This window comes from Anaerolactibacter massiliensis (assembly GCF_900290205.1).
GTDB classification, from domain to species: Bacteria; Bacillota_I; Bacilli_A; order Erysipelotrichales; family Erysipelotrichaceae; genus Bulleidia; species Bulleidia intestinalis.
In genome coordinates this window covers 476,694-500,700 of record NZ_OLMH01000002.1, presented here as the reverse complement: position 1 = coordinate 500,700, position 24,007 = coordinate 476,694, and the positions used below count along the sequence as shown (strand labels likewise).

24 protein-coding genes are annotated in these 24,007 nt (G+C 43.7%); 1 reads left to right on the top strand and 23 read right to left on the bottom strand.

The features are described 5' to 3' along the window. Positions 1-37: 37 nt before the first annotated feature. From C7E00_RS05970 to C7E00_RS05925, 10 genes are all read right to left on the bottom strand, one after another. Positions 38-640, bottom strand: a complete 603-nt coding sequence (locus tag C7E00_RS05970) for an acyltransferase family protein (protein WP_105303423.1) — start codon at positions 638-640, stop codon at positions 38-40. After that, the gene (locus tag C7E00_RS05965; RefSeq protein ID WP_239928536.1) at positions 637-1,788 is read right to left on the bottom strand and encodes a glycosyltransferase family 4 protein; all 1,152 of its coding nucleotides are present in this window, start codon (positions 1,786-1,788) and stop codon (positions 637-639) included. The genes C7E00_RS05970 and C7E00_RS05965 overlap by 4 nt, the downstream gene beginning before the upstream one ends. A 393-nt stretch (positions 1,789-2,181) precedes the next feature. Next, entirely contained in the window at positions 2,182-2,625 is a 444-nt protein-coding gene (locus C7E00_RS05960) for a hypothetical protein (RefSeq protein ID WP_105303421.1), read from the bottom strand. A gap of 4 nt (positions 2,626-2,629) precedes the next feature. Then, positions 2,630-3,043 carry a hypothetical protein gene (locus C7E00_RS05955; RefSeq protein WP_105303420.1) on the bottom strand — a complete coding sequence of 138 codons (414 nt, stop codon included), beginning with the start codon at positions 3,041-3,043 and terminating at the stop codon, positions 2,630-2,632. Between the two features lie 35 nt (positions 3,044-3,078). Further along, positions 3,079-3,798: a CpsD/CapB family tyrosine-protein kinase gene (locus C7E00_RS05950; protein WP_105303419.1), complete on the bottom strand. Its 720-nt coding sequence runs from the start codon at positions 3,796-3,798 to the stop codon at positions 3,079-3,081. A 3-nt stretch (positions 3,799-3,801) separates the two neighbouring features. Beyond that, a complete protein-coding gene (locus C7E00_RS05945; protein WP_105303418.1) occupies positions 3,802-4,551 on the bottom strand; it encodes a YveK family protein in 750 nt (249 codons plus the stop codon). A 58-nt stretch (positions 4,552-4,609) separates the two neighbouring features. Then, positions 4,610-6,001, bottom strand: coding sequence for a sugar transferase (locus tag C7E00_RS05940; protein ID WP_105303417.1), 1,392 nt, complete (start codon positions 5,999-6,001; stop codon positions 4,610-4,612). A 182-nt stretch (positions 6,002-6,183) separates the two neighbouring features. Continuing rightward, the gene (locus C7E00_RS05935; RefSeq protein WP_105303416.1) at positions 6,184-7,257 is read right to left on the bottom strand and encodes an NTF2-like N-terminal transpeptidase domain-containing protein; all 1,074 of its coding nucleotides are present in this window, start codon (positions 7,255-7,257) and stop codon (positions 6,184-6,186) included. Position 7,258: 1 nt separating this feature from the next. Beyond that, positions 7,259-8,254 (bottom strand): phosphodiester glycosidase family protein, encoded by a 996-nt coding sequence (locus C7E00_RS05930; protein WP_105303415.1) that lies wholly within the window; start codon positions 8,252-8,254, stop codon positions 7,259-7,261. Between the two features lie 3 nt (positions 8,255-8,257). Next, complete coding sequence (locus tag C7E00_RS05925) at positions 8,258-10,360, bottom strand: hypothetical protein (protein ID WP_105303414.1); 2,103 nt, start codon at positions 10,358-10,360, stop codon at positions 8,258-8,260. 150 nt (positions 10,361-10,510) lie between these two features. On the opposite strand from C7E00_RS05925, the gene C7E00_RS05920 reads away from it, so the two are divergent. Next, on the top strand, positions 10,511-11,860 hold the full coding sequence (locus tag C7E00_RS05920; RefSeq protein WP_167836485.1) for an O-antigen ligase family protein: 1,350 nt from the start codon (positions 10,511-10,513) through the stop codon (positions 11,858-11,860). Between the two features lie 78 nt (positions 11,861-11,938). Here the strand turns inward: C7E00_RS05920 and C7E00_RS05915 are convergent, their stop codons facing one another. The 13 genes from C7E00_RS05915 to gmd form a co-directional block, all read right to left on the bottom strand. After that, complete coding sequence (locus C7E00_RS05915; RefSeq protein ID WP_105303412.1) at positions 11,939-12,664, bottom strand: GntR family transcriptional regulator; 726 nt, start codon at positions 12,662-12,664, stop codon at positions 11,939-11,941. Positions 12,665-12,670: 6 nt separating this feature from the next. Further along, on the bottom strand, positions 12,671-13,084 hold the full coding sequence (locus tag C7E00_RS05910) for a PTS sugar transporter subunit IIA (protein WP_167836484.1): 414 nt from the start codon (positions 13,082-13,084) through the stop codon (positions 12,671-12,673). Further along, positions 13,069-13,896 carry a BtpA/SgcQ family protein gene (locus tag C7E00_RS05905; protein ID WP_204378578.1) on the bottom strand — a complete coding sequence of 276 codons (828 nt, stop codon included), beginning with the start codon at positions 13,894-13,896 and terminating at the stop codon, positions 13,069-13,071. The genes C7E00_RS05910 and C7E00_RS05905 overlap by 16 nt, the downstream gene beginning before the upstream one ends. Positions 13,897-13,900: 4 nt before the next feature. Then, positions 13,901-14,821 (bottom strand): eIF2B alpha/beta/delta subunit family protein, encoded by a 921-nt coding sequence (locus C7E00_RS05900; protein ID WP_105303409.1) that lies wholly within the window; start codon positions 14,819-14,821, stop codon positions 13,901-13,903. Next, positions 14,818-15,558 (bottom strand): amidohydrolase family protein, encoded by a 741-nt coding sequence (locus C7E00_RS05895; protein ID WP_105303408.1) that lies wholly within the window; start codon positions 15,556-15,558, stop codon positions 14,818-14,820. Before C7E00_RS05895 ends, C7E00_RS05900 begins: the two co-directional genes overlap by 4 nt. A gap of 24 nt (positions 15,559-15,582) precedes the next feature. After that, positions 15,583-17,172: a PTS system mannose/fructose/sorbose family transporter subunit IID gene (locus C7E00_RS05890; RefSeq protein WP_105303407.1), complete on the bottom strand. Its 1,590-nt coding sequence runs from the start codon at positions 17,170-17,172 to the stop codon at positions 15,583-15,585. 22 nt (positions 17,173-17,194) lie between these two features. Continuing rightward, positions 17,195-17,689: a PTS sugar transporter subunit IIB gene (locus C7E00_RS05885; protein ID WP_105303406.1), complete on the bottom strand. Its 495-nt coding sequence runs from the start codon at positions 17,687-17,689 to the stop codon at positions 17,195-17,197. 15 nt (positions 17,690-17,704) lie between these two features. Continuing rightward, a complete protein-coding gene (locus tag C7E00_RS05880; RefSeq protein WP_105303405.1) occupies positions 17,705-18,442 on the bottom strand; it encodes an amidohydrolase family protein in 738 nt (245 codons plus the stop codon). Between the two features lie 19 nt (positions 18,443-18,461). After that, positions 18,462-18,947: a hypothetical protein gene (locus tag C7E00_RS05875; RefSeq protein ID WP_105303404.1), complete on the bottom strand. Its 486-nt coding sequence runs from the start codon at positions 18,945-18,947 to the stop codon at positions 18,462-18,464. 662 nt (positions 18,948-19,609) lie between these two features. Then, on the bottom strand, positions 19,610-20,611 hold the full coding sequence (locus C7E00_RS05870; protein ID WP_204378577.1) for a type I phosphomannose isomerase catalytic subunit: 1,002 nt from the start codon (positions 20,609-20,611) through the stop codon (positions 19,610-19,612). Continuing rightward, positions 20,580-21,896, bottom strand: coding sequence for a sugar phosphate nucleotidyltransferase (locus C7E00_RS05865; protein ID WP_105303402.1), 1,317 nt, complete (start codon positions 21,894-21,896; stop codon positions 20,580-20,582). Before C7E00_RS05865 ends, C7E00_RS05870 begins: the two co-directional genes overlap by 32 nt. Before the next feature lie 6 nt (positions 21,897-21,902). After that, entirely contained in the window at positions 21,903-22,880 is a 978-nt protein-coding gene (locus C7E00_RS05860) for a GDP-L-fucose synthase family protein (protein ID WP_275656053.1), read from the bottom strand. A gap of 15 nt (positions 22,881-22,895) precedes the next feature. Beyond that, positions 22,896-23,948 (bottom strand): GDP-mannose 4,6-dehydratase, encoded by a 1,053-nt coding sequence (gmd, locus tag C7E00_RS05855; RefSeq protein WP_105303401.1) that lies wholly within the window; start codon positions 23,946-23,948, stop codon positions 22,896-22,898. Positions 23,949-24,007: the final 59 nt, after the last annotated feature.

Genomic DNA, 24,007 nt, shown 5'->3' with positions numbered 1-24,007 from the left:
AAGCGCAATCCAAAGAGCCGTATATTTTTTAATGACATCACGATATAGATGTGATTCCTCCCAGCAAAAAGAAGGAAGACGAATAAACTAGGTAGATTCTCGATGCTGTTTCAGTAAAATGAAGGATGCAGGATATTGTCAATAAAACTCCTACTGTGAAGGAGAACCACGCTCTCTTTTTGTTTCCAATCGCAAAGACAAAGAATGGAAACATCATGTAGAAGACAAATACCAGACCTATAAACCAGCCAACGCCGATGATCTCGATATTGTTATTTGGAATCAATCCAAACATTAATGTCAGATCAGCAAACCAGTCAAAAAAAGATTTCACACTGATGGACACTACTAAAGCGATAATACATAAGATTGCAAAGAACGGCCAGAGTCTTTGATAACGACGCTTATAGAAATGTTCAATATCAATTTTGCCATCTTTGAATTTTTCATAGTACCCACAGCACATAGAGAAAGCACTGATAACCATGAATAAGAATGTAAAATCAGTAAAGGATGGAATCATTCTACTAAATAAAAAACCATGAACCACATATTTTGAATTTGCAAGCACATGCATCATCACAATCCCAATAGCTGCATAGGATCTCAATCCGTCCAGGTTGTCATATCGTTCTTTCATTCCGTACTCACTTTTCCAGTTCTAAACAGTGCCAATGTTTTTCTTGTCACATCATCCCAGTTGTACTTCCTGCAGATAAACTCGGTTGCCTCGTCCTTATACTTCTGTACAATCTCCGGATGATCAAGTAAATTCTGTAGTTTCTCCCGCAGATCTGCCACATCACTCTTCTTAAATAAAACAGCTTTATCTTCGACAACTTCTGCACACTCCGGAATATCAGATGTCAGGCAGCAGTTTCCATAACTCATCGCCTCAAGTAGCGAAAGCGGCATTCCCTCAAGATCGGATGGAAGAGTGTAGACATAGGCGTTCGAATACAGTTCCCGAAGAACCTGTCCCTGCACAAAATTTGTGAAGATCACGTTGTCTCCGCAGTTCTTCTTCAAGTCGATCGCGAAGTCATCGGTATCCGATGTTCCTCCGGCGATGACCAGCTTCTTATCTGTCTTGATATCTTTCCAGGCATCAACGAGATACTTCAGTCCCTTCTCCGGAACGATTCTTCCCAAGAAGAGAACATATCCGTCTTTCTTAAGTCCCCAGCGCTCTGTAATCTCATTTGCTTCTTCCAAGTTGGGACGATTCACACCATTAGGAATAAAAAACGTTTCACGATTATACTGTTCTCGAAAGTAATCCTGCACGTTTTTTGATAGGACGATGATGGCATCCGCATGCTTTACAGCCTTCTGCTCTGCTTTTTTTATGTATTTACTACCAAAGCTATTACTCCACTTTGCTCTCGCCCAATCAATGCCATGGATAGTGACAATGACTCTTTTGCCAAAAAATTTAGGTATAGCACACCAGAATGCAGGTCCCTCTGCGTGGATATGAACAACATCATAGTTTCCCCATGCAGCACATAAAGACGCAAAAAAAGAAGACGAAACCGCAGCCAGACCCCTTTTCTGAATAGCCGGTACCGTCTTTATACGAATCCCTTTATAACTTTTTAATCGCTTTTCATCAAATTCAGAGCCACTTACATGATGGCCTGAACGATTATATACTGTGACCTGATTTCCAAGGGACGCAACTCGCGTAGCTAATTCTTCCACTACGATTTCCACTCCACCCTCTCTGGACGGGATACGTTTCTGGCCAAATACTGCTATTTTTAATTTCTTCTTGGGTAATTTCACGCTTATCCCCTCCCCGCAAACCATTTCACATCTTACTAGGTGTCTTCTTCTATCACCGCAACTGATAAAGCAAGTAAGTCAATTACCTTTGTATTGAAATAGAAAAAATCTTCTCAAACAAGATATGGATGCTCTTCCTCCCTCTCACAAGTCCGAACATTCTTTCTGACTTTTCTCTGAATGAATGCCATAAGAATCCTAGTTCCTACTCTTCCATTCACCCGCGGGTCTAATCATTCCATCGCCGTCCAATCGCTGACCATGCCGTGAATGAATACCGGAGTATGGAATACAAGCGTTCATAAGCAAGCAATTGTTAATCTCAGTGAAGAAAAAGCACCTGATGATCAGATTGAAGATCATTTATTCCTTACTATTTTGCCATACAATCAGTCATTTTTTCAGTGTTTCTGCGGATTGAGACGCATTTGAATAAATCACCTCCAGCAAAGCATTATTTACTCGTTTCCGTAAATTCTCGGAATCAACGTCATACATCTTAGCTATGGTTTTATAAGATTGATTCATCACAAATTTCTCCCAAGCAACAACCCGATAAAAAGGATAATCAATCTTCCGAATGGTATCTTCAATCACTCTTATCTTGTTATTCACTTCATCTAGCTTCTCCAGAAGCTTGTCTTTTGTCTCAAACTTAATCAGAACAGAGCTCTCTGCATTGCACTGAGTATGTGGTTCAGCAGTATCGATCGAATGAACTCCATCTATCTTAACCTGGGTTAAATATAGCTTTTTCAGCACCTCATCTCTCTCTTCAAGATATCGCCGATAGTTCTTGCATTCCTGACGGAACTCTCGCAGCAACGAATTACTCATCAGGCTACGCTCCGAAAGACTGCTGAATCCATTGATTCAGATGATGCTGCAGCTGATCACGAGTCATTCCATGATCCTGAGCACAGATTTCCTGTGTCTGCTGCTTTACGAATAATTCGGTGCAAATTTGTTTTGCTTCCGTTCCGCAGGACTTTTCTATGGTGTTCATCTGGTCTTCTACAAACCAGATATCATACAGAATAAATTCATATTCTTTGATCATCAAAGGGTCAACAGAATAACTACCTAAAAAAACAGGAGACGTTTCATGAATCTCCCCATGTTCATCTATTTGAACCATTTCTTTCAGGTCAGGATAAAGAAATGAAAGCTTCAAGGAACGTTCTTGTTCTTTCTGATAAACTCTGCAGGAGTTCTTGAAAACCGCTAAGCGTCTCTTTTGCACAGAGTTCATCATAATACCTCAACCTCCTTTTCACTCCCTTCGCTTAATTAGTTTGCAGAATCTCCATAGTAGCTGCCATAATAGTTTCCATAGCCATACTTACTGGATTCTACTTCTTCTACCTTAGTAAGAACTGTTCCAATAATTCTGCCGCCATTTCTCTTTAAATCTTCCATTGCAGATCTTGCTGCATACTTATCTGTTTCTTTCGCAGATACGACATAAACTGTGCCGTCAGCTAACATCGAAACCGGAATGCAGTCGGAAACAACTCCATACGGCGGACAATCAACGATGATGATATCGTAGCTTTCTCTGGCCGCGTCAATCAGCTGATGAAACTTGTTGGAGCCTAGAAGTTCCAGCGGATTCGGTACTCTTGTCCCAGCCGAAAGAAACGATAATCTCCGATCATTTTCCATCTGGAATACCTGAATTTCAGGAAACTGCTCTAAAGGATTATCTGTGCTGAAATGCTTCAGCAGGTTCGTGAGCCCTCTGGCATTATTCGTATTCAGCATCTTATGGACACAAGGATTCCTGAGATCGGTGTCAATCATCAGCACCTTATCGTATTTCTTAGCATATGCGATCGCCAGATTTGTGGAAACCGTGCTCTTTCCTTCATTTGCATTGGTGGAGACCACATTGACTACCTGCATCGTAGTATCAACCCCTGAAAACTCGATATTAGAGCGAAGGCGGAGAAATGCTTCATTCAAGGCAAATGCTTTATTCTGCTTCTCAGTTTTCTTGTTTGAAGCCATGACTCATTTCCTCCTGTTCTTCTTTGCGTTTCCATCAAGCACCGGCAGCTGGCAGAGCACCGGGACACCGAAGAACTCCTCAGCTTCCTGCTTTGACTTGATCCGTTTATCAGTAAGTGTCTTGATAAAGACCCAGGCAAAATCAATTGCAAATCCAATTACGAGGCCGATAATAATGTTCTTTCCCAGTGAAGGCCCAGATTGTTTTTCAGCAACTTTAGCATGTGTCACAACCTCAATATTCCGAACATTGAGACTTTCTGACATTGTTTCAATAAAATAGTCTGCCGTATCCTCTGCCACTGCCTGCGAAAGCTTGGGATCCTTGGTAGTTGCTTTGATATCAATCAGCTCAGTGTTTGATTCGTTCGTAATTTCCAGAACCTTTCGCACCGCATCTGCATCTTCAAAGCCATTCTCTTCTGCAACATAGTCCATGATATTGTCCTGCTGCAGCAGTGCCATGACATTATTGACTAACTTCGTGTTTGTCTGCAGAGAAGAATAGTCTACGGTTCCTTCATTAGAAACCATCGGGGTCAGATAAAGAACTGCAGTGCTGTCATAAGTCTTAGGTATCAGGAATAAAGTGATCAATGCTGCCGCAACTCCAAATAAAGCGATCATTCCGATCATTTTTCCGATATTCTTCCTGGCGAGATTCCAGACCTCTGAAAGATCGATCGTAATCTCATCATCATTTTCCTGCACGATCCCTGATTTCGGATCGGCGAACCTATTGCTTTCAGTCATTTTCCCCTCCGCATCACGATAACTATCATAGTCATTTTTCACACATTGAGAATAGTCTTTACTCTGCTCCTTTGCGGCGGAAGATTGCGCCAATCGTTTCTAACAGAATCTTGATATCTAAGCCGATGCTCCAGTTATCAATATATTCCAGGTCAAGTTTCACGACTTCGTCAAAGTCTTTGATATCACTTCTTCCGCTGACCTGCCATAAGCCGGTGATTCCAGGAGTCATGGAAAGTCTTCTGCGGTAATGTTCGTTATAATGCTCGAATTCTTCTTCTGTCGGAGGCCTGGTACCTACCAGAGACATATCTCCGATCAGCACATTCCAGAACTGAGGAAACTCATCCAGAGAAGTCTTGCGGATGAATTTTCCTACTTTTGTAATTCTCGGATCATCATTGATCTTGAACATCAGCCCATTGACTTCGTTCTTTTCCATCAGTTCTTTCTTACGCTCTTCTGCATCGATATACATGGAACGGAACTTATAGAACTTGAATCGCCTTCCGTTCTTTCCGATCCGGATCTGAGAAAAGATCACCGGGCCAGGAGAATCAAGCTTGATCGCCGGTGCTACAAACAGCCAGATGATACCGCAGAGAACCAGTCCAATGATAGCTCCTAAAATATCGCCGATGCGTTTGAAGATCAATTCAACCGGATCGATCCGGTTGATGGCATACGTTACGACCGGATAATTGCCATAGATGGTCAGCTTTTTCTGACTGGAAAGATCAGGAAGATCCAGCCCGTATCTGCAGGTCACGCCCATATTCTCAAAGTCCAGAATCAGATTTCTCAGCTCATCGGTAGAATAGTCTGGTGTAACGATAAACACTTCATCAAACGAATACTGAACCAGAGCCAAGGCAAGCTGATTCAATGAAGTCTCAATCCGTTCATTCTCTACCTCGCCGCAAGCGGAATGATCATTGATGACAATATGCCCGATTACCTGATGTCCGGTTCCGGAAACAAACTGCTTTTCTACCCGTTCCCGATTCTTTTCTTCCACGATCATCAGAACCCGGACAGGTCCCTGGCCCAGCGCAGAATATTTTGGTGCGACTCGTTTCAGAATCGTTCTTGTGCCAAGCCGCACCAGAAAGTTCAAGCCGAAGAACGCAGCTACAAACGTGCGGGAAAGGCTACCGGAATTCTGAATTGCGAAATTATAGGCAAGGATTGCCAGAAAGAGATAGAGGTTGCTGAAGAAGACATTTCCTACTTCACCCGTATTATTTCTAGTCAGAAACCCATCATTCCATTCGGTAAAGAAGTCAAAAAGGACCGAAAACAGCAAGCCGAAAACGAAAATACTGCGATTCGATATCGGCGCCATCTGCCCAAATCGCAGGTATGATGCCAGCAGATAAGAAATGCTGATGGAAAAGCAGTCCACAATAAATAAAGCAGTTTTCTTGATCAGCTGATGCTCAGAATGCATTTATGTACCCCCCCCCCGGTTTGCAAAGGCTAATTCTGTCCAGAGCACTTTACAAACTGACGCCAGGTCATTTTACCATCTTTCGATTGATGCTGGTAGTTGTTTTCAATACCTTTCTGACTAGTAACCATAACTTCTCAGAGATTTCCTCTCTGTCCGATTCATTATATCAGAAAACTGTCCTATCCTTCAGAACTCAGAGCCGGATTCAGTTCCTGATCTACAGTCATCTGTGCAATCTTCCAGCTGCCATCGAGATTGATCAGAGATACCTGATACCCGCAATGCCAGGTACGCTCCACTTCTCCATTCGTCGCATAATAGTCCATGGTGACATAAGCTAAGGCAGTGTGATCACTCTGCTGAATCAGGTTCGTTACGGTTTGATTCGAGAAATTTGATTCCGTATGATCCGTGAACCAGTAATTTTCCAGGGTAGAGATTCTGCTGTACCAGTCAGAATCGGTAACAGAGACTGCAGCAACATCTGAAAGAGAAGAATCCTTTGCTGGGTAAGCAGCAGCAGTCTGCGTGTCATCGATCATGGCCTGGATCAGATTCTGATCTTCTGATGTTTTGCCAGCATACAACGTATTGGAGCTGACGTCTTTCAGTACCGCATAGCTATTATCGCCTTCAATCGAGACTTCCGGCTGATCGAGCAGATTGGTCAGTTCATAGATATCGACCAGGGGGACAGAACTCTGATCATACATGCCGCTGAAATTATCCGGCACCACTGCAGAAGAAATCATCTGATCGTCAGAAACCGGACTCCCATTGACCAATAAGGTCAGCCCGGAAGGAACTTCAATCTTCCAGGTTTCATTTCCTTCAAACAGTGTTGAAGCAATCCAGGTTCCTTCCTCGTTCTGTCTGATCAGAAGCTTGCCGAAATCGGCATTGTGATACCTCAGCGCATAGGTATATGACGTTTCATCAGAAGACTCCAGAGAATAATCAATCGCATCTGTATTGACCCCATCATAGACACTCTGCAGCTTCTGAATATAAGCTTCCTCAGAATTCGAGTCCGGTGAAATCTCTTCTGCTTCCTGATAGAGCTCTTCATAGGATTTCTGATCGATCTTGCGGAAGTATTCGGTGATAGCAGATTCTGGAGAATCCTGTTCCATCGATGCATACTGCTTTCTGAGGGAATGAAGATAAAGATAAGAAATCGCGATACTGATGACAGCAGTCATGACAAGAGCAATCACTGCAGTCGGTTTTCTGATCTGCTTGTTCAGTTCCATATCAGTTGCCCTCCGCACGAATCAGGAATACGGTAGGAAGATTTCTGGACCCATACATCGAAACCGGCGTATTCACATAAGAACCGTTGTACATCATAGCCGTACTGTTGCCTCCATCCAGAGTTGCTGCGGTTACCGCTCCATAGCTCTGGAAGATCGAAATCAGATCTTCATAGGTAGCCCCGAAGGAACTCGGTCCTCTTCCGTCAATGGCAAGAAGAAGAAACGTACCATCATCCGTCTGACCAATCGCAGAGCGCGGAGAAAGATTCGGATAATTTCCATCTCCGCTCTGGTATACTACCTGCCCCTCACTGATCAGAAACGGCTGAAACGTGACTGCATCTCTCACTCCCCAGTCTAGCATCTGCTGCCCCGTTGCATACATCACCGTAAGCCGATTCGTATAAGTGATGCAGATCATCGGCCAGTAGGCATCCAGTTCCCCGGAAATCAGCTTTCCATCATGAATGACAATTCCAGAAGCCAGGCTTCCGTCTCCCTTTCCGTTCACATCTTCAAAGCCGCCTGCATTCAAGCCGCCGATGGCATTGTAATAAGACACATACTCATCCAGGGAAGGACCCGCTCCCCCTTCTGCAAAATACGGATTGATGGCCACAGACAAGTCTTCCGGGTTATGAACCAGCATCATATAGCCCTCATAAGTAGGCCCGTAGATTTTCTGAATCTCAATATCAGAATCAGCAGATGCTGTTTCAGAGGAGGAATTGGTTTCTTCCTGCTGTTCCTCATGAACCGCAGAATCCTGAAAGCTCAGAAGTGCTTCTTTGGAATAGAAATGCTTGACAATCTGATACTCCAGAGAGTCTCCCAGAAGGTTCTTCATCTGTTCCCGGCTGTAGGCAGTTCCCCCTGCATACTGCTCTTTCAGGCTGAGAACCCAGGTAGAGAGTGCAATGACAAAAACAATGCCGATGCAGCCAGCTAACAGCACTTCCAGCGTAATAGATCCGGATTTCTTTTTCTGTGTCATTGCTCAGCCCTCCTGTCCTGCTGCCTGGTAATCATGATTGATTTTCAGCAATGCCCAGGTATCATTCTGATACTGCATCTCAGCAAGTCCATCTGCTTCCAGCTTCAGATATACCTTGTCATACCATCCCCTATCGTTCCAGACAGCCGTCTGATTGCTGATGAGAAGATAATCCGGATTATAGCTCATGATGAGATCCGGAAGCTTGGTATAGTCAATTTCCTGACCAAGCAGTTTCTGTCCCGGGTAATGCGAAGTCGGGTACAGCAGCCTCACCAGGTCCAGCTTGTCCGGATACGCTTCCGGATTGCCAAGCACTTCCCGGAACTCGGTGCTGCAGAAAGAAATCTCCACCCCGGTCACATATCCCTTCAGGTTAATATCCTGAGACATGACGGAAGGGCTATCTTCTGAACTTGAAAGATTGTCCTGAATATACTGATACATCTCATAGGAATCATCAGTAACCTTCAGTTTCCAGTCCCATCCCGTTCCCTTGTAACGCAAAGAACCGGAATTTGTATCCAGAATATTGAACAGCAGCACGATCACACTTGAAAAAGCCATGATCGATTTCAGCTCCACATTCAGAATTCTGCCAGTGATCAGCTGATCGAAGTGATAGACCAGAAAAGTCAGAACAAACGGATTGATCAGAAGATCAAACGCCCGCACATAGACATAAGCAGTCATGTATTTCTCTACTGCAGGCATGACCAGAGGGTTCAGGAATAACGCCAGAAACAGAAATATCAGTGTCTTCATCTTATGATTCCGGCTGAAATGGAAGAACAAGCTGATCAAGAGAACATAGAAAATAAGATTCCGAAGCTTCTCTGCCCAGTTATCATAGGCAAAGAAATTCATCCCCATCGAAGTAAGACCCGTTGCCTTGAAAAAGTCAGAATACGGGTAATCCTGCCGGCAGAATAAGAAAGAAACCAGCACAAGCCCCGCAATCACAAGAGGCAGAAGATAAGAAAGAAAGCGATCAAAGCCCTCCAGGTGATTTTTCAGAACTGATACCACCAGCCATAAAACAGAGCCAGCCAGAACTGCCCCTGCAGCCAGAATCAGCGGCTGAGAAATCCTTGAACTGATCAGGATAATCTCTGCATAGTGGATGAGCGGAATGCAGGAAAGTGCAAATCCCTTCCATACCTTATCATCACTTTCTCCGGTAAGAGCCATTGCAAAAACCAGTGCCGCCTGTACAAAAGCACTCAGAAAGAAGCCCGACGAAGTAGCACATACTGCGGCAAAATACGACATTGACAGCGGCAGGAACAATCTCGCATCATGCTTGATCAGAATCTGATAAGAAAGAAACACACTCCACCCGCAGATCACGGTTCGGATCGTATTGCCGAAGAACCCAAGCGTCGTATTGAAATAATTCGTATAGTACGGGGCAAGCACCAATAAGACCACAAGAAAGCTTCTCCATGGATTCTTCCGGTAGAACTGCATGATTGCATTCCATGTAAGTTCTCCGAGGCTCATTGCATAGAAGATCGTGCCGCCCCAGATATAGACCGGTGTCAAGGAAGTACGGATCCCTGTAATTCCGCGCACTGCTCGTAACAGCATGCCCCAGAAATAATAGTAGCCCGTATAATCATGCAGATTATCAATCCAGGTAATCTTCACGCCCCGATCAAACAGCATGTATGCAAATCGGTCTGCCGTACTGGATTCCAGAGTCTCAGAAAGATAGGTGATCGTATCAAAATATACACTGTTCAGATTCAGCCGGGCACTCGCAATGCAGATGATCACAGAAAAGATCAATCCAGTCATCCACGCCCGAAGATCGGTATTTCTGACTTTCAGATCCGCATGCATCACGATTGCAAGCACCGGTCCCGCCAGAATCAATATTCCTGTTAACAGCAGAGAATACCTGGTATTGATCCCGGAAGGAACTGCAAAAAAAACCCAGATCTGAAAGAGTGCAATGATGGTAAACGTTCCAAGGAACGTACAGCTGAACCGCTTCAGCCCTGAACAAAACTTCTGGTATATTCTTCCATAACAATAGCCTGATCCCATCAGAACCAGAACTGTCAGTATAGAAATCAGGAACATCAGCATGCTTGGTACCATTTCATTTCCCCCAGAATTGAATCAGCAGTCATCGCTGGTAATGGAACTATTATACTCATATCAGTGCAATCTATTTTCAGATTTCATTATTCTATGCAATTGACATCTGTTTCAGCGCACAGGTATAGTAATCTAGCAAATCGGGAAAATATGCTTGGTTTCTTATCAAAGTTCTGGAAAATCGTTACTGACAGAAGACTCCTGATCTCTCTGTATATCTTCCATCTTCTGTATATCCGTGATGTTTTGATCGATATTTTTTCTTCCGACCAAGCCCTCTCATTCTTCTATTGGTTCGGCTGGTTCCTGGCTTTTTATGTCGCCTTTGACATGCTGGTAGAGCTATTCAGCGGAAAGCTGATTTTCAAAAAACAGCAGATTCCTTTCTGGATATTCTTCGGTTGGGCATTTATCTGCACATTTTTCAATCCGAATGGACTTTCTCACGAAAGTGCAAGGCAGCTGGCATTATTTCTGATGAATTCTTATCTGCTCGTAACTTTGAAAAAACGCATTGGCCAGAAACTGACAGATCGTTATTTCACTTTTATCGGCTACCAGGTCGTAATCGTTTTTCTTATCATTAATCTGGTTAATCTATTTTGCTACGTTCACTATAAAACCGGGGGTACAGAACTTTCAGGAATACTGGCAAGTTCAAATCTGTTTGTTATGGATAACGGACTGCATGGCGAACAGTTCAAAGGCATTTATGAATGGATGACTGATGGCAGCTATCGCTGCCTGCTGAGTCTCCTGGTTAGCTTTATCTTTGCCGATAAGAAAAAAATGCCTTGGTGGTTTGCTGGAATAAATGCGGCACTCTGTTCCGTAATGTTAGTTCTCCAGGATTGCCGAAGCTCCCTGATTGGTCTTTGCGTTGCTTCGGTCTATCTTATCTGGTACTTCATGAAAAACCTTCTTTCTCATTTCTTCAGTTTCAAGCCGAATTACAAGGCAAAAAAAATCATGCTTGGACTTCTTTTTATTGGAATCATCATTTTCGGAATTATTGCCTTCAAACAGTTTTCAGTTCTTCGTTCAGTTGAACCACATTCGTTTGATAATCAGTTTTCGTCTCTTTCCACAGGCAGATGGGAAATATGGAAAGCCGCACTCAAAGTTGCAGATGATAGCCCGATTTTCGGGTGGGGGTGGGGATCATTCCCGATGACAGGACTGAATTATCTGAACCACCCCTCAATGCTGGTAGACTATCATAATATTTTTATCAATGTACTTGTCTTCACGGGATATCCTGGTCTTGCTTTATTCCTGATCATGCTCTTTTCATGTTATGTCTTTACCATCAATAATGTAAAATCCATCACCCGCCAGAAAAACTGGTGGATGTTCATACTCTGTATCTGCTTCCTGATTTCAGCTTCGCTGAATCCTGGCGTACTCGGACAGGATAGCCATATTGAAGATCCATTTTTCTGGATCTCTCTTGGCTGCCTAATATATCCTGGAAGAATCAGAAAACATTCTGAGTCTTGAATTCAAATTCTATACTCAGAATGTTTTTCCCGGAAGAATTGTTAATCAGAAACTCAGAATTAAGCAAAGATATGTGATCTATTTTGACCTGACAAGCTTTACCGAATACTTATATCCGTTTGCCTTGTAATAATTCTTTGAAAACTCAATTGGCTGTCCGCTAGCCGCATAGGTTGTGCGTGCGCGATAGAAAATAGGCTCATCATCTTCCATAAACATATCCCGTTTCAGCTCCGGGGTTGCCATGATTGCCTCAATCGTTTCCGTTGCATAATTCAGCGCAATTCCATTCTGTTCGTAAATATTGTAAAGAGAAGTGGATGGCCCGAAATCTTCATCTGTGAGTTTCAACCCGAATCTCTGAGAAATAAAGGTTTCGAATATTCCTGATATTCTCCCGTTGATCAATCTTAACCTCTTTAAATAGAAAATCTTCTCCCATGGCTCTATCTCAAGATTTTTTGCAATTTCAGGAGAACATTCCTGTTCGCAGAACTTCAATATGATGGAAGTTGGTTCATCCCCATTAGCTTTTGCTTCCTCGCTGAAAGACTCAAGCTCATGCAGACTCTTCTTGCTTTTTTGGGGAAGGACTATTGTTCCTTTACCCCTAACTCTTTCTATTCTCCCATCGCGTTCAAGATCTGAGAGTGCCCTTCGAACAGTTATTCTCGACACATGATAGGCTTTCTGAAGTTCATTTTCAGAAGGGAGAGTACTCCCAGCTCGATATTCAGATTGATCCATCTTTTTCTGAAGATCACGATACACTACCATGTAGAGCGGTTGTGACTGTTCTGACATCTACTATCACCCCATCATTTCCTTGATATCTGCCACGGTCAGATTATCTTTTACAGTTTTTATAACATCATTGGCATAATTGATCAAATTTCCTTCTTCAGCATTATCACGTGTCAGAACAAGTTCAAGAATTAAAGGGAGACAAGCTCCTGCAATCACAGGGCCAGGATAAACTGCCGCCGAAAGAAGGCATGCATTAAAGGGAGACGCTCCGCTCATATCAGCTACATATATAACAGGAAGTTTTTTCTCTGCAAATGTTCCTGCAATCTTCACGATCCTGGCTGTCAGATCCTCTATGGATTCTCCATTATAAAAACATACTGTCTCCAGGTTTTCCTGCGGACCTGCAATCATCTCTGCAGAATGCCTGAGTCCTTCTGCAAAGTCAGAATGCGTTGCTATTACAATTCCGAACATGTATGATCCTCCCAGTGGCTTTTTCTCCAATCTCCTGCTTTCCTGCATTCTTTCAGAAATAATTCTGCACGTTTCGGATCAATAGGATTTCTCATATCACCGTTCTTCACCCAGGTTGCTACTGATACACCGTCATAATATTTCAGCAATTCAAAAATGTTGTCTCCGGTTGCGCCTCCTCCAAGCATGATCGGTGTATCAGGAAGAAATTTGCGTGTTTCCTTAATGATCTCCAGGCTTTCCTCTGTATTCGTTCCGCTCATAAACAAGCCATCTGCATATGCTTGTGTCATAATCCTTTTCGCTGCTGCAGGCTTGTTTCCGGTACCCAAATAATCTGCGTTTACTTCCATAACATCGGCAAGGATCGGCATACTGCTTCCAAGCCGCTTTTTCATCATCAGAATGTCAGCGCATTGCCCGAAATGAAAACCATTCAGATCTACAGACACTCCTGTATAAAGGTGCTCTACCCTCACAAAATCAGCGTGAACTGCTTCGGCAACTGCAAGAGCTGCCATTCCATCCCAATTCATCAGAATCCCCAGCTTTTTATCAGAAAAATGGTCCTTAAGGGCAAGTCCGAGCCTGGTCATGAATGCAATCGATTCGGGCCTTGCCTCCTGGGTTGCAGGACCATCATGCATGTTCTGCAGAATAAAGCCGTCGAATCCTTCTGCAGCAATCATTTCAGCTTCTCTGAGAACATATTTTTCGATTTTTTCCAGGCTCTGCCCATGATTCAGATAGCTTCCTGGCATTGCAGGAGGCTGGATCATTACTAAAGCAAATGGGACTACAGGTTTCTGCATATAATTATTTCCTTTCATAAAGAACTGTAAAGAGCTGTGAAGGAGTCAGTATTCCTTTTTCCGTCACATATGCAGTTATCTGTTCTGGTGGTATTGCCACCAATTCAACTGCATTGAAGTCAACACGATTCCGTAATTCTTCAGGCCAGGAAGCAGCAAGTGAGTCTTCCTCATTTCTTGTTATTTTCTTCTTGAATATACCTTGCATGGAACGCGGATCTGCTTTCAGAAGAGGAGTCAGAACATAATATGGAATTTTCCTGCTCTGACACAGCTCAGCAAGGATATCGGATCCAGCAGTATTGAATGCCGTCCCGTCTGGATAAAAGGTTTCTGCTCCTATCACTGCAGCATCCACTTCTTTCAGAACAGTCAACATGTCTGAGTCCGGAATAAAGTGTATATGATATCCTTTTTCTGCACAGGATCTGACAAATGGATATCCTCCATTGATTACTCTTGATTCGGGAATTATAACATTTCTGCATTTATCCATTGCCTTCAGCACTTTATCCACAGTGCTTGAATAATCAAAGACCATAAGTGTCTGATATTGATCAAGCAAAGCTTTGCTGTACTCGACTACTAAACTTATATTACTAGCTTCTTGCTCAAAATATTCTGAAACACCGAATCGGACTTTTCCTGCAAAGGAAGAATCATGAGCATCTTCAATATACTGTCCTATCAGGTTCAGCGCATTTACAATAGCATAGCTGGATTCCCCGCGTGTTTTCTTGAAATAGTTGCTGACCTGATCCACCAGTTCAGAAGCCTCTGGTTCATTCGTGATGGTCGAGCTGATCGTGACGAACATTTCAGCAATCATCCGGATATGATTACTAGCTCCAAGAATTCTTCCTTCCTCAATATCATCAAAAAGCGTTTTTGCTTTTTCTGGAAGTCTATCTCGAATTTGATTCATAAATTCTCCTGAAGAGCTAGAAGTCGCTCCGCATTTTCGAAAAACAATTTGTCTTCCGTCTCCTGGTCCAGACCGAGATACTGAAATTTCAGAAGTGAGATCTCGGTGTAGTTTGATGGGAAATTGGATCCATACAGAAATCGGTCTGCTGAAATATTGCTGAATATCTTATGAAGAGCAGGAAGTTCTGTCTCATATGAAGTCTCCATCATCAAATTCGGCTCTTCATTAACTAATTCCACAGTCCCATAACGGAAATCCTCACCGCCAAGATGCTCGATGACAAAAGTGATATCCGGAAAGCGTCTTGAATAATATGCCCACTGGTCTGGCATTGTGTAGAAGCCTGCGCCGGTAAAGACTTTTACAATCAGATGTTTTCTGCTGCAGATTCTGAGAATCGGATCGATATTATATTGAAATTTCTCCGGACGATATCCATGCTCAAGGGAATCAAATTCGACTACCTTGAACTCAGAAAAACCAGATATTCTCTCTGCTTCCTCTACAGAATCATCAAGCTTCGGGTTAATCACAGCGCAGCCAATGAACTGATCCGGATAGCTTTTTACAAGCTTGGCAATCTCATCATTCGCGGCTGAGATATCTGATCCATAGAATGTTGAAATCACTCTTTTATCAATATGATTTTTCTCCATGTCAGCAAATTGTTCTTCAACGAGATATTCTTTGCTGATAGGATTTCTATCGAGATGCGCATGAAAGTCAATAATCATTTGAAATATGCCTTTCTAGATCAATCAAGCAAATAATCCAGTCAGCACGCCAATGATTCCGACAGCCATGGTAATGTACATCAGCAGGACAACATTAACCTTCTTTTTGTCAATTAGCCAATACATCAGAAGAGTATAGAGAAGTGGAATCAAGTTCGGCATCAGTCCATCAAGGGTTTCCTGAAGTGAAATTACTGTTTCACCCTGCGTATAGGAAACATTAAGCGTCACATATACGAGTGCTGAAATGAACCCGCCGCAAACTACGAAGGCAGCAATTCCGGCATATCTTGTCAATCTGTCAAGATATCCGCCAGCCTGCATCTTTGCTACCAGATTCAGTCCGCCTTCATATCCCTTGAAGATTCCGAAGTAACGGATTCCAAAGGTAATAATTGTCATAATAACTACAAAGAAGACAGGACCGACAGCACTTGTATAGTTGCTGGCGGTAACCATTGAGCATGCTAATCCCGCAAAGATCGGGCGTAGCGTTCCGTGAATCAGAGAATCTCCGATTCCAGCAAGAGGTCCCATCAAAGCAACTTTAACGGAATTGATGGAATCAGGATCAATATCCTTCTTGATTGCATAACGCTCTTCCATAGCTGCAGCAATTCCGACGCACAGTTCAGCCATTCGTCCTTCCGTTAGAAATAGTTCGCAATGGCGCTGATAAGCCTCAGCACGCTCTTCAGGATCGGAATAGACTTTATCAAGGACAGGAATCATTGCTTGCAGGAAGCCATTTGCTTCCTGTTTCGTAGCACTATTTCCGGACTCAATAGCCATGCCATACCAGAATGTCTTCCAAAGATCGTGCTTTGTAATAACACGGTAATCTTTCTCATCTGCTTCTGCATGGCCTTCGGCTTCAGAAGTTCCCGCTTGTTGCTTATCTCCAAGATAGTTCAGTGCCACGCAAGTGACTGCAATTAAAGCGACGCCTATCATATTAACTCCAAGGTATGAAGCGAAAACAAATCCTACCAGAAAATAAGGCCAGAGACTCTTATCCTTAACTGTTCCAAGAAGCAGGGCCACTCCGACTGCGCCAAGTAATCCTGCACCAGCTGAGATTCCGGAAATCAGCCATGTTGGAACTGCGTTAATAAATGATTGAACCGCTGTAGCGCCATAATATACCCCTGCAAAAGCCGGAATGCCGAACAGAAGACTTTCAATCACAGCAGGAATCCAGGTAGTCCAGCGAATTACTCCTTTTGCATCAGCTTTGGCAGCAGCCTTCTCAACTTTCCGCATTGTCCATTCATAAACGGTTGAAAATTTTGTCTGACGGAAAATCTGTCCGACAAATGAAATCGGTAGTGCTGTCGCAATTCCTGCTTCTGCCGATCCGGTAGCGCAGGCGATAGCAGTTGCAAATGCTGCTGAAAGCGTCTCATCCGGCGGAACAGCGGTTCCAACCCAGACAACCGCGAGAAACATGATTTCCACCGAGACACCAACCTGAAGTCCCATGCTCAGGTTTCCGAAAACAAGACCGACAAGAGGCCCGATCACGATCGGTCTGTATAAGAAGAAGTGGCAGAATACTCTGTCGTTAAATGCGAGTGCTACAATCAGTGCGGTGAGTAAAGCCTTGATAAACATAAAATGATCCCCTTTCCCGTTTTTACTTTCTGCTCTTAGCAATCAATTCCATCGGATCTTTTGCCCTTTCTTCCGGAATTGCTTTCACTTCGAGCTTGATTCCCTTTTCAGAAAGATTCTGCAATGCTTTGACATCAGCAGGCTCTACCCAGATATAATCCAGAAGCTTGGTCCGGCCGACAGAAGACTTAGAATTCGAAATATTTCCGACAATGATCTTCTCTACCTGAAGTCCCATTTCAACAAGCTTTTCTGCTTCAGCAGGATTGCGGATAAGCAATAATACATTCTGATTAGTATGATCGTTCTGAATCCTGGAGATCGAATCTTCCAAATTTAAGATTTCAATTCTCACTCCAGAAGGTACTGCCAATTTCAGTATCATCTGCAAAGTTTTATCTCCTGCCGCCTTATCATCAGCAACGAGAATCAGATTTGCATCTGCCTCTTTAATCCACTTAGTTACAATCTGACCATGAACTAATCTGTCATCAATCCTGCACACGTTTATTTTCATAAGAACCCCCTCCCGTTATTTCCTGTGCGGCGACCAGAGATATTCTGCATTACTGTGAAACACTTTCTCGAGTTCGTTATTGTCAAATCCCATATGATAAATTTTCTCGATTTCACACTGAACCGGTTTATATGGCCAATCTGTTCCGAATACAATCCGATCAGCACCAACATCATTTTTCATTGATTCAAGAACATCTCTCTCATAAAGTACTGAGGTTTCCAGCCAGATATTGTCTACATCTTTTACTGCTTTCAGAATGCTGTATCCGAATTCTCTGCATCCCGTATGAGTGAATAGAAATCTCAGGGCAGGATGCCTCTTTGCATAACGTATCCAGACGTATGGCGTACATAGCGGACTCGTTCCTGCATATACCTGAATATGAGCCCCATATTGTTCGATATGTTCAAGAACCCCTTCAATCTGCGGAGTATTATCTGCAAAATAGCCATGTTTCCAAGGATGAAATTTGACACCCGCGTAATTTCTTTCACCCAGACATAGAGCAATTTCCTGGTCTGCATTTGAGGATTTCGGATTGATAAATGCATATGGAAGAATCCTCTCCGGAAATTTTTTATGAGCTTCATATACAAGATCATTCTGTGCTCGATTGTCTATTCCCGATAAAGAGCTGATCCCGATTTTTGTTATTCCGAAAAAGTCCATGTCTTTGATTAATTGGTCTGCATCAACCGGGTCCCCAGAACTGGTTTTCCCCATGTGCCCATGAATGTCATATTTCAGCATTGCAATTTATCCCTCCTCGCTATGCTTTCAACCAACGATTGTTATATACAAGCAGATCTGGATTGACGTTCTTTGCATATCGTTTTTCTTTCCATTTATTCAGCCTTACGGAAAAAGTGAGATGGTTAAAAAAGACTTCAGCCGCAACTATGGCAGCAATGAAAGCGATTGAAATGATCTGTGATACCCCTAATCCAGCAAACGTAACTGAAAAGATCATACCTTCTAAGAGAATGACAATGAATAATGATTTCTTGTCTGATTTGCGGAATGTATCCAGTTCATCTTTCAGAAGCTTTTCGGCAAGCTCATAATCAGTTCTGTCTACTATCAAATTCTCGAACCGGATTCCATTTACATTTTCTCTGCAGGCGGAAGCCTCAACAGTCATAATCAAATGCATTGCACAATATTCAGCTTGGACAATATTTTCTGAACGAAATGCATTTTTCATTTCATCACGCATAGCTGCGTAGTATTCATTCATTCCGATTGTATTATGCATGATATCCACCTGTTTTAAAAATACATATTGTTATATCTTTTGTCAACAGTTTGTTATAATTTTTAAGCAAAATATTATAACTTTTATGATGAGAAGAATAATACAGGAGAAAATATGATCAAAGAGGCAATGGCTCGCGATAACTTTTCGACCTGCCAAGAAAAATAAGCAGAAAATACCTGATACTTGTTACTGAGAGAGACATTTTCCAAAAACAGCTGCCGAAAAAGTTGCTGAGTGCAGACATAACTGAATAATTTGCAACATATTGCTGCAATGATGCATGTACTCTTCACTTCACCGGAATGTAGGAGACAGATTCATTCTCTGTTTAATCTGCCTTGTCTGAGATATTCTGATCTGTTTCACAAAAGAATGTTCAATCAGATCCGTGCAATGAAATCCACGGTAGCAGGCGATCTGCATTATCTTTTACTGCAATCTCCATCAAAAAACTCCGATTATTGCAGCTTTCGTTGATCTCGTTCATTCTCTTTATACGCAATCCGAATAACAGGAAAACATGATCAATGATGAAGATCCCATTCAGCAGGTGCAGTACCTCGGAGATCACTTTTCTGAAAGCAGATCAACTGCACGTCAAAGTCTCTGGCTATGCTTGTATTATCCGGATTACATCTGCTTAAAAACAAGGTGCATGATCAGCACCTTGTTCTCAGTAGTTCTGCTTTCCCGTATAAGAACATAGACTCTGAGTCAGCAGGCAAGAAAATAGTACTTCCTTTCTGAAAAGTAATTCTTTCGTTTTCTCCTTCCAGAGCGCCTTCTCCCTGGATGCACATCAGCACTTCGAAGGAAGAAGATGCCGTCTGATACGGAACGGAAGCAGAAAGAACTGTATTAAGCAGTATCCGCTCCACCTCGAAATACCTGCATCTAGTCAGCAGTTCTGACGCATAGCCAGGCTGATATCGCAGCAGTCTCATTGGCTGTGCTGGCTCTGCACTGGAATGCAGATTCAGAACGTCCAATGCTTTCTCCACATGAAGTTCACGAAGGTTCCCATTCCTGTCTCTTCGGTTATAGTCATAGAGGCGATAAGTCAGATTGGAACTTTCCTGAATCTCAGCAATGACGATTCCCTTCCCAATCGCATGAACCGTTCCTGCCTGGACGAAGAAAACATCATTCCGCCCGACTGGAACTTTCTGGAGATATTTCTGGATCGTGCCATCGGCAATTCCCTGTCTGATCTGGTCTTTCGTCACGTTCTGAGAAAAGCCATAAACAAGGCTTGCGCCTGGTTCTGCTTCCAGCACATACCAGAACTCTGATTTGCCAAGAGATCCGTTTTCATGGGTCTTTGCATATGCATCATCCGGATGCACCTGAACAGACAGATCCTGTTTTGCATCAATCAGCTTGATCAGAATTGGAAGAGTATCTCTGGTTCTCGGATGAGTTCCGAGAATCTCCGGATGTCTTTTCAGAACTTCCGTCAGCGGGATCTCGTTCTGATCAATCAGGGCAAGACTGGTTCCATCCGGATGCGTACTGCACTCCCAGGACTCAGCAAGCGAAGAAAGATCGGTTTCTTTATGGTATTCCGTTTTCAGTCTGTCTCCGCCCCAGAGATAGTCCTTATAAGCAGGTTTCAGCAGAAAAGGCTCATCAGTCTTCCAGGTCATACTTGATCTTGTCATGCACATCGATATTTCTGCCAAGCTGCACTTCGATCACTTTCAGATCTGTATCAGCGATGATCGTATGTCTGCAGCCAGCCTGAATCGTGATGACATCTCCTGGTCTTACCTGCTGTTCCATTCCATCTACAATCGTTCTTCCTGTTCCGGAAAGAATCGTCCAGACTTCATTGCGATGTTCATGCGAATGATAGTTCATTCGGTGGCCTTTATTCAGCGTAATGCGGATCGTCATAGAAGTCTCTTCCACGTCCAGAACCAGATAGCTTCCCCAGGACTTCTCGGCAAACATCACTTTAGACTCAAAAGAATCCACATAAGGCTTGATATAAGAAGACTGATGCTTGTCAGAAACCAGTATTCCTTCCGGGCTTGCGGCTACAACGGTATCTTTCAGTCCCATGCAGAGAATGGGCATATCAAGGTCATTGATCACATGCGTATTCTCACAGGTTTCATCAAGTACTGCCTTGCCAATGACCGGTTCTTCCATCGCTTCGGTCAGCGTATTCCAGGTACCGAGGTCTTTCCATTCCCCTGAAAACCGCATCACCTGAATCTTCGGCTCTTTTTCAGCAACGGCATAGTCAAAGCTGATCTTGTCCACGGTCTCATATCTGGAAAACAGATCATAGTAATCCGTGAATGCAATCAGTTCATGTGCCTTGTTCCAGAGATAGCCAAGCTGGAATGCAAAGATGCCGCCATTCCAGAGAGCCCCCTGGCTGATGTAGGACTCTGCGGTAATAGCATCTGGTTTCTCTTTGAACGTCTTCACCGGGGATACCAGATCTGAAGTCTCAGGAATGATATATCCGTACTTCTCACTCGGATAAGTCGGTTCAATACCCATCAGAGTCAGATGGAAAGAAGGATCTTCTGCCAGTTCAGAAAGCTTCTTCAGAGCTTCGAAATAGTCTTTCTGAACATACGGATCCACCGGACACACCACAATCGGCTCCTTCTCAGAAATGTGCTTTACATCATGCAGATAAGCACATGCTAATGCAATCGCAGGAAAAGTATCTCTCCGGCATGGTTCCAGAGAGATATTCACGTCTTCCCCGATCTGATTATGAATGGCGCTGATCTGAGACTTTGCTGTCGCAATCGTGACCTGTGCTTCAGAGTCAATGTTCCGGATCTCTCGGTACATTCTCTGCAGCATGGATTCATATTCTCCCTGCTCATTTCCGAACAGCCTGATGAACTGCTTGGATCTCACATCATTGGAAAGCGGCCAGAGCCGTTTTCCTGATCCTCCTGAAAGCAGAATGATATTCATATAGAATTACCGCTCCGCCCGCATCGGGTTATGCAGGAAATCTTCATAAGTCAGACGAATTCCTTCTTCGAGACTCGTTTTCGGTTCCCAGCCCATGGCTTTGGACTTGGAGACATCAAGCAGCTTTCTCGGCGTTCCATTCGGCCTGGAAGGATCCCAGCGGATTTCACCCGAATAGCCGATAATGGCAGCCACCTTCTCGGTCAGCTCCTTGATGGTCAGTTCCTTGCCAGTACCTGCATTGACCGTCTCATTGCCGCTGTAATTGTTCATTAAGAATACGCAGAGATTGGCAAGATCATCTACATACAGGAATTCTCTTAATGGCGACCCATCTCCCCAGCAGGTCACATACGGAAGATTCTGTTCCTTTGCCTCATGAAACCTTCTGATCAGAGCAGGCAGCACATGACTGTGCGTCGGATGATAATTGTCATTCGGTCCATACAGATTGGTCGGCATCACGGAAATATAATCTGTTCCGTACTGGCGATTCAGATATTCACAGTACTTGAGACCGGAGATCTTTGCCAGCGCATATGCTTCATTCGTCTTTTCCAGTGAGGAGGTAAGCAGGCAGTCTTCCTTCATCGGCTGCGGTGCCATGCGCGGGTAGATGCAGGAACTGCCCAGAAACTCCAGTTTTCTGCATCCATTCTTCCAGGCACTGTGAATCACATTCATCTCCAGAATCATGTTGTCATACATGAAATCTGCCAGTGCCTCCTGGTTTGCGACAATGCCGCCGACCTTGGCAGCAGCCACAAAGACATATTCCGGTTTTTCCATCGCAAAGAATTCTTCTACAGCATCCTGCCTGCAGAGATCCAGTTCCCGATGGGTTCTCGTAATGATATTCGTATATCCCTGCCGATTCAGTTCACGTACAATGGCAGATCCGACCATGCCGCGATGGCCTGCAACATAGATTTTCGCATCTTTCGGCATCGGCGGCTGCTTCGAACGGTATTCTTCCGGTATCATCTCTCTGATTCCTCCTTACGCATTGCGCATTGCTTTCTCTTTCTGAGCAAGCTTCCGATCATGCTCTGCCATGATCCTGATCAGCTCCTCATAGCTCGTTTTCTGAGGGTTCCAGCCCAGTACGGTCTTCGCCTTGGTCGGGTCTCCCCAGAGATTATCAACATCCGTCGGCCTGAACCACTGCGGGTTCACACAGACCAGCATCTTTCCGGTTTTCGTGTCATACCCCTTCTCTTCAAGGCCTTTTCCTTCCCATCTCAGTTTAATCCCGTTTGCCGCAAACGCCTTTTCGGTAAAGTCGCGCACGGTATGCTGCTGGCCAGTCGCAATGACAAAGTCATCCGGATTCTCCTGCTGCAGAATGAGCCACATGCACTCGACATAATCTTTTGCATAGCCCCAGTCACGCAGAGAATCCATATTTCCGAGTTCCAGATGATCCTGCAGTCCTTCCGCAATTCTGCCCGCAGCTAAAGTGATCTTTCTGGTCACGAAGTTCTCTCCTCTTCTCTCAGACTCATGATTGAAGAGAATGCCATTGCACGCAAACATATGATAGGCATCCCGGTATTCCTTCACGATCCAGTATCCATACTGCTTCGCAACTGCATAAGGGCTGTAAGGATGGAACGGAGTCGTCTCTTTCTGAGGCACTTCTTCTACCTTGCCGAATAATTCCGAAGTAGAAGCCTGATAGATTCTGGTATGTTCTGCCAGATTGCAGATCCTCACTGCTTCCAGAATTCTCAGCACCCCTAATGCATCGACATCTCCCGAATACTCCGGCACATCAAAGCTGACCTGCACATGAGACTGCGCAGCCAGATTATAGATCTCATCCGGTTTCACTTCCCCGATGATCCGGATCAGAGAAGAAGAATCCGTCAGATCTCCATCATGAAGCTTGATCAGATTCTTTTCCAGAAGACCATCAATTCTTCCGGTATTGGAAATAGAAGATCTTCTGTGAATTCCATGGACCTCATATCCTTTTTCCAGCAGAAATTCCGCAAGATAAGAACCATCCTGCCCGGTAATCCCAGTAATCAATGCCTTTTTCTGTGTCATATGGACTCCTTTGTATAATTCGTTATTAATAGTAACCATTATCTGATCATCTGAATAAT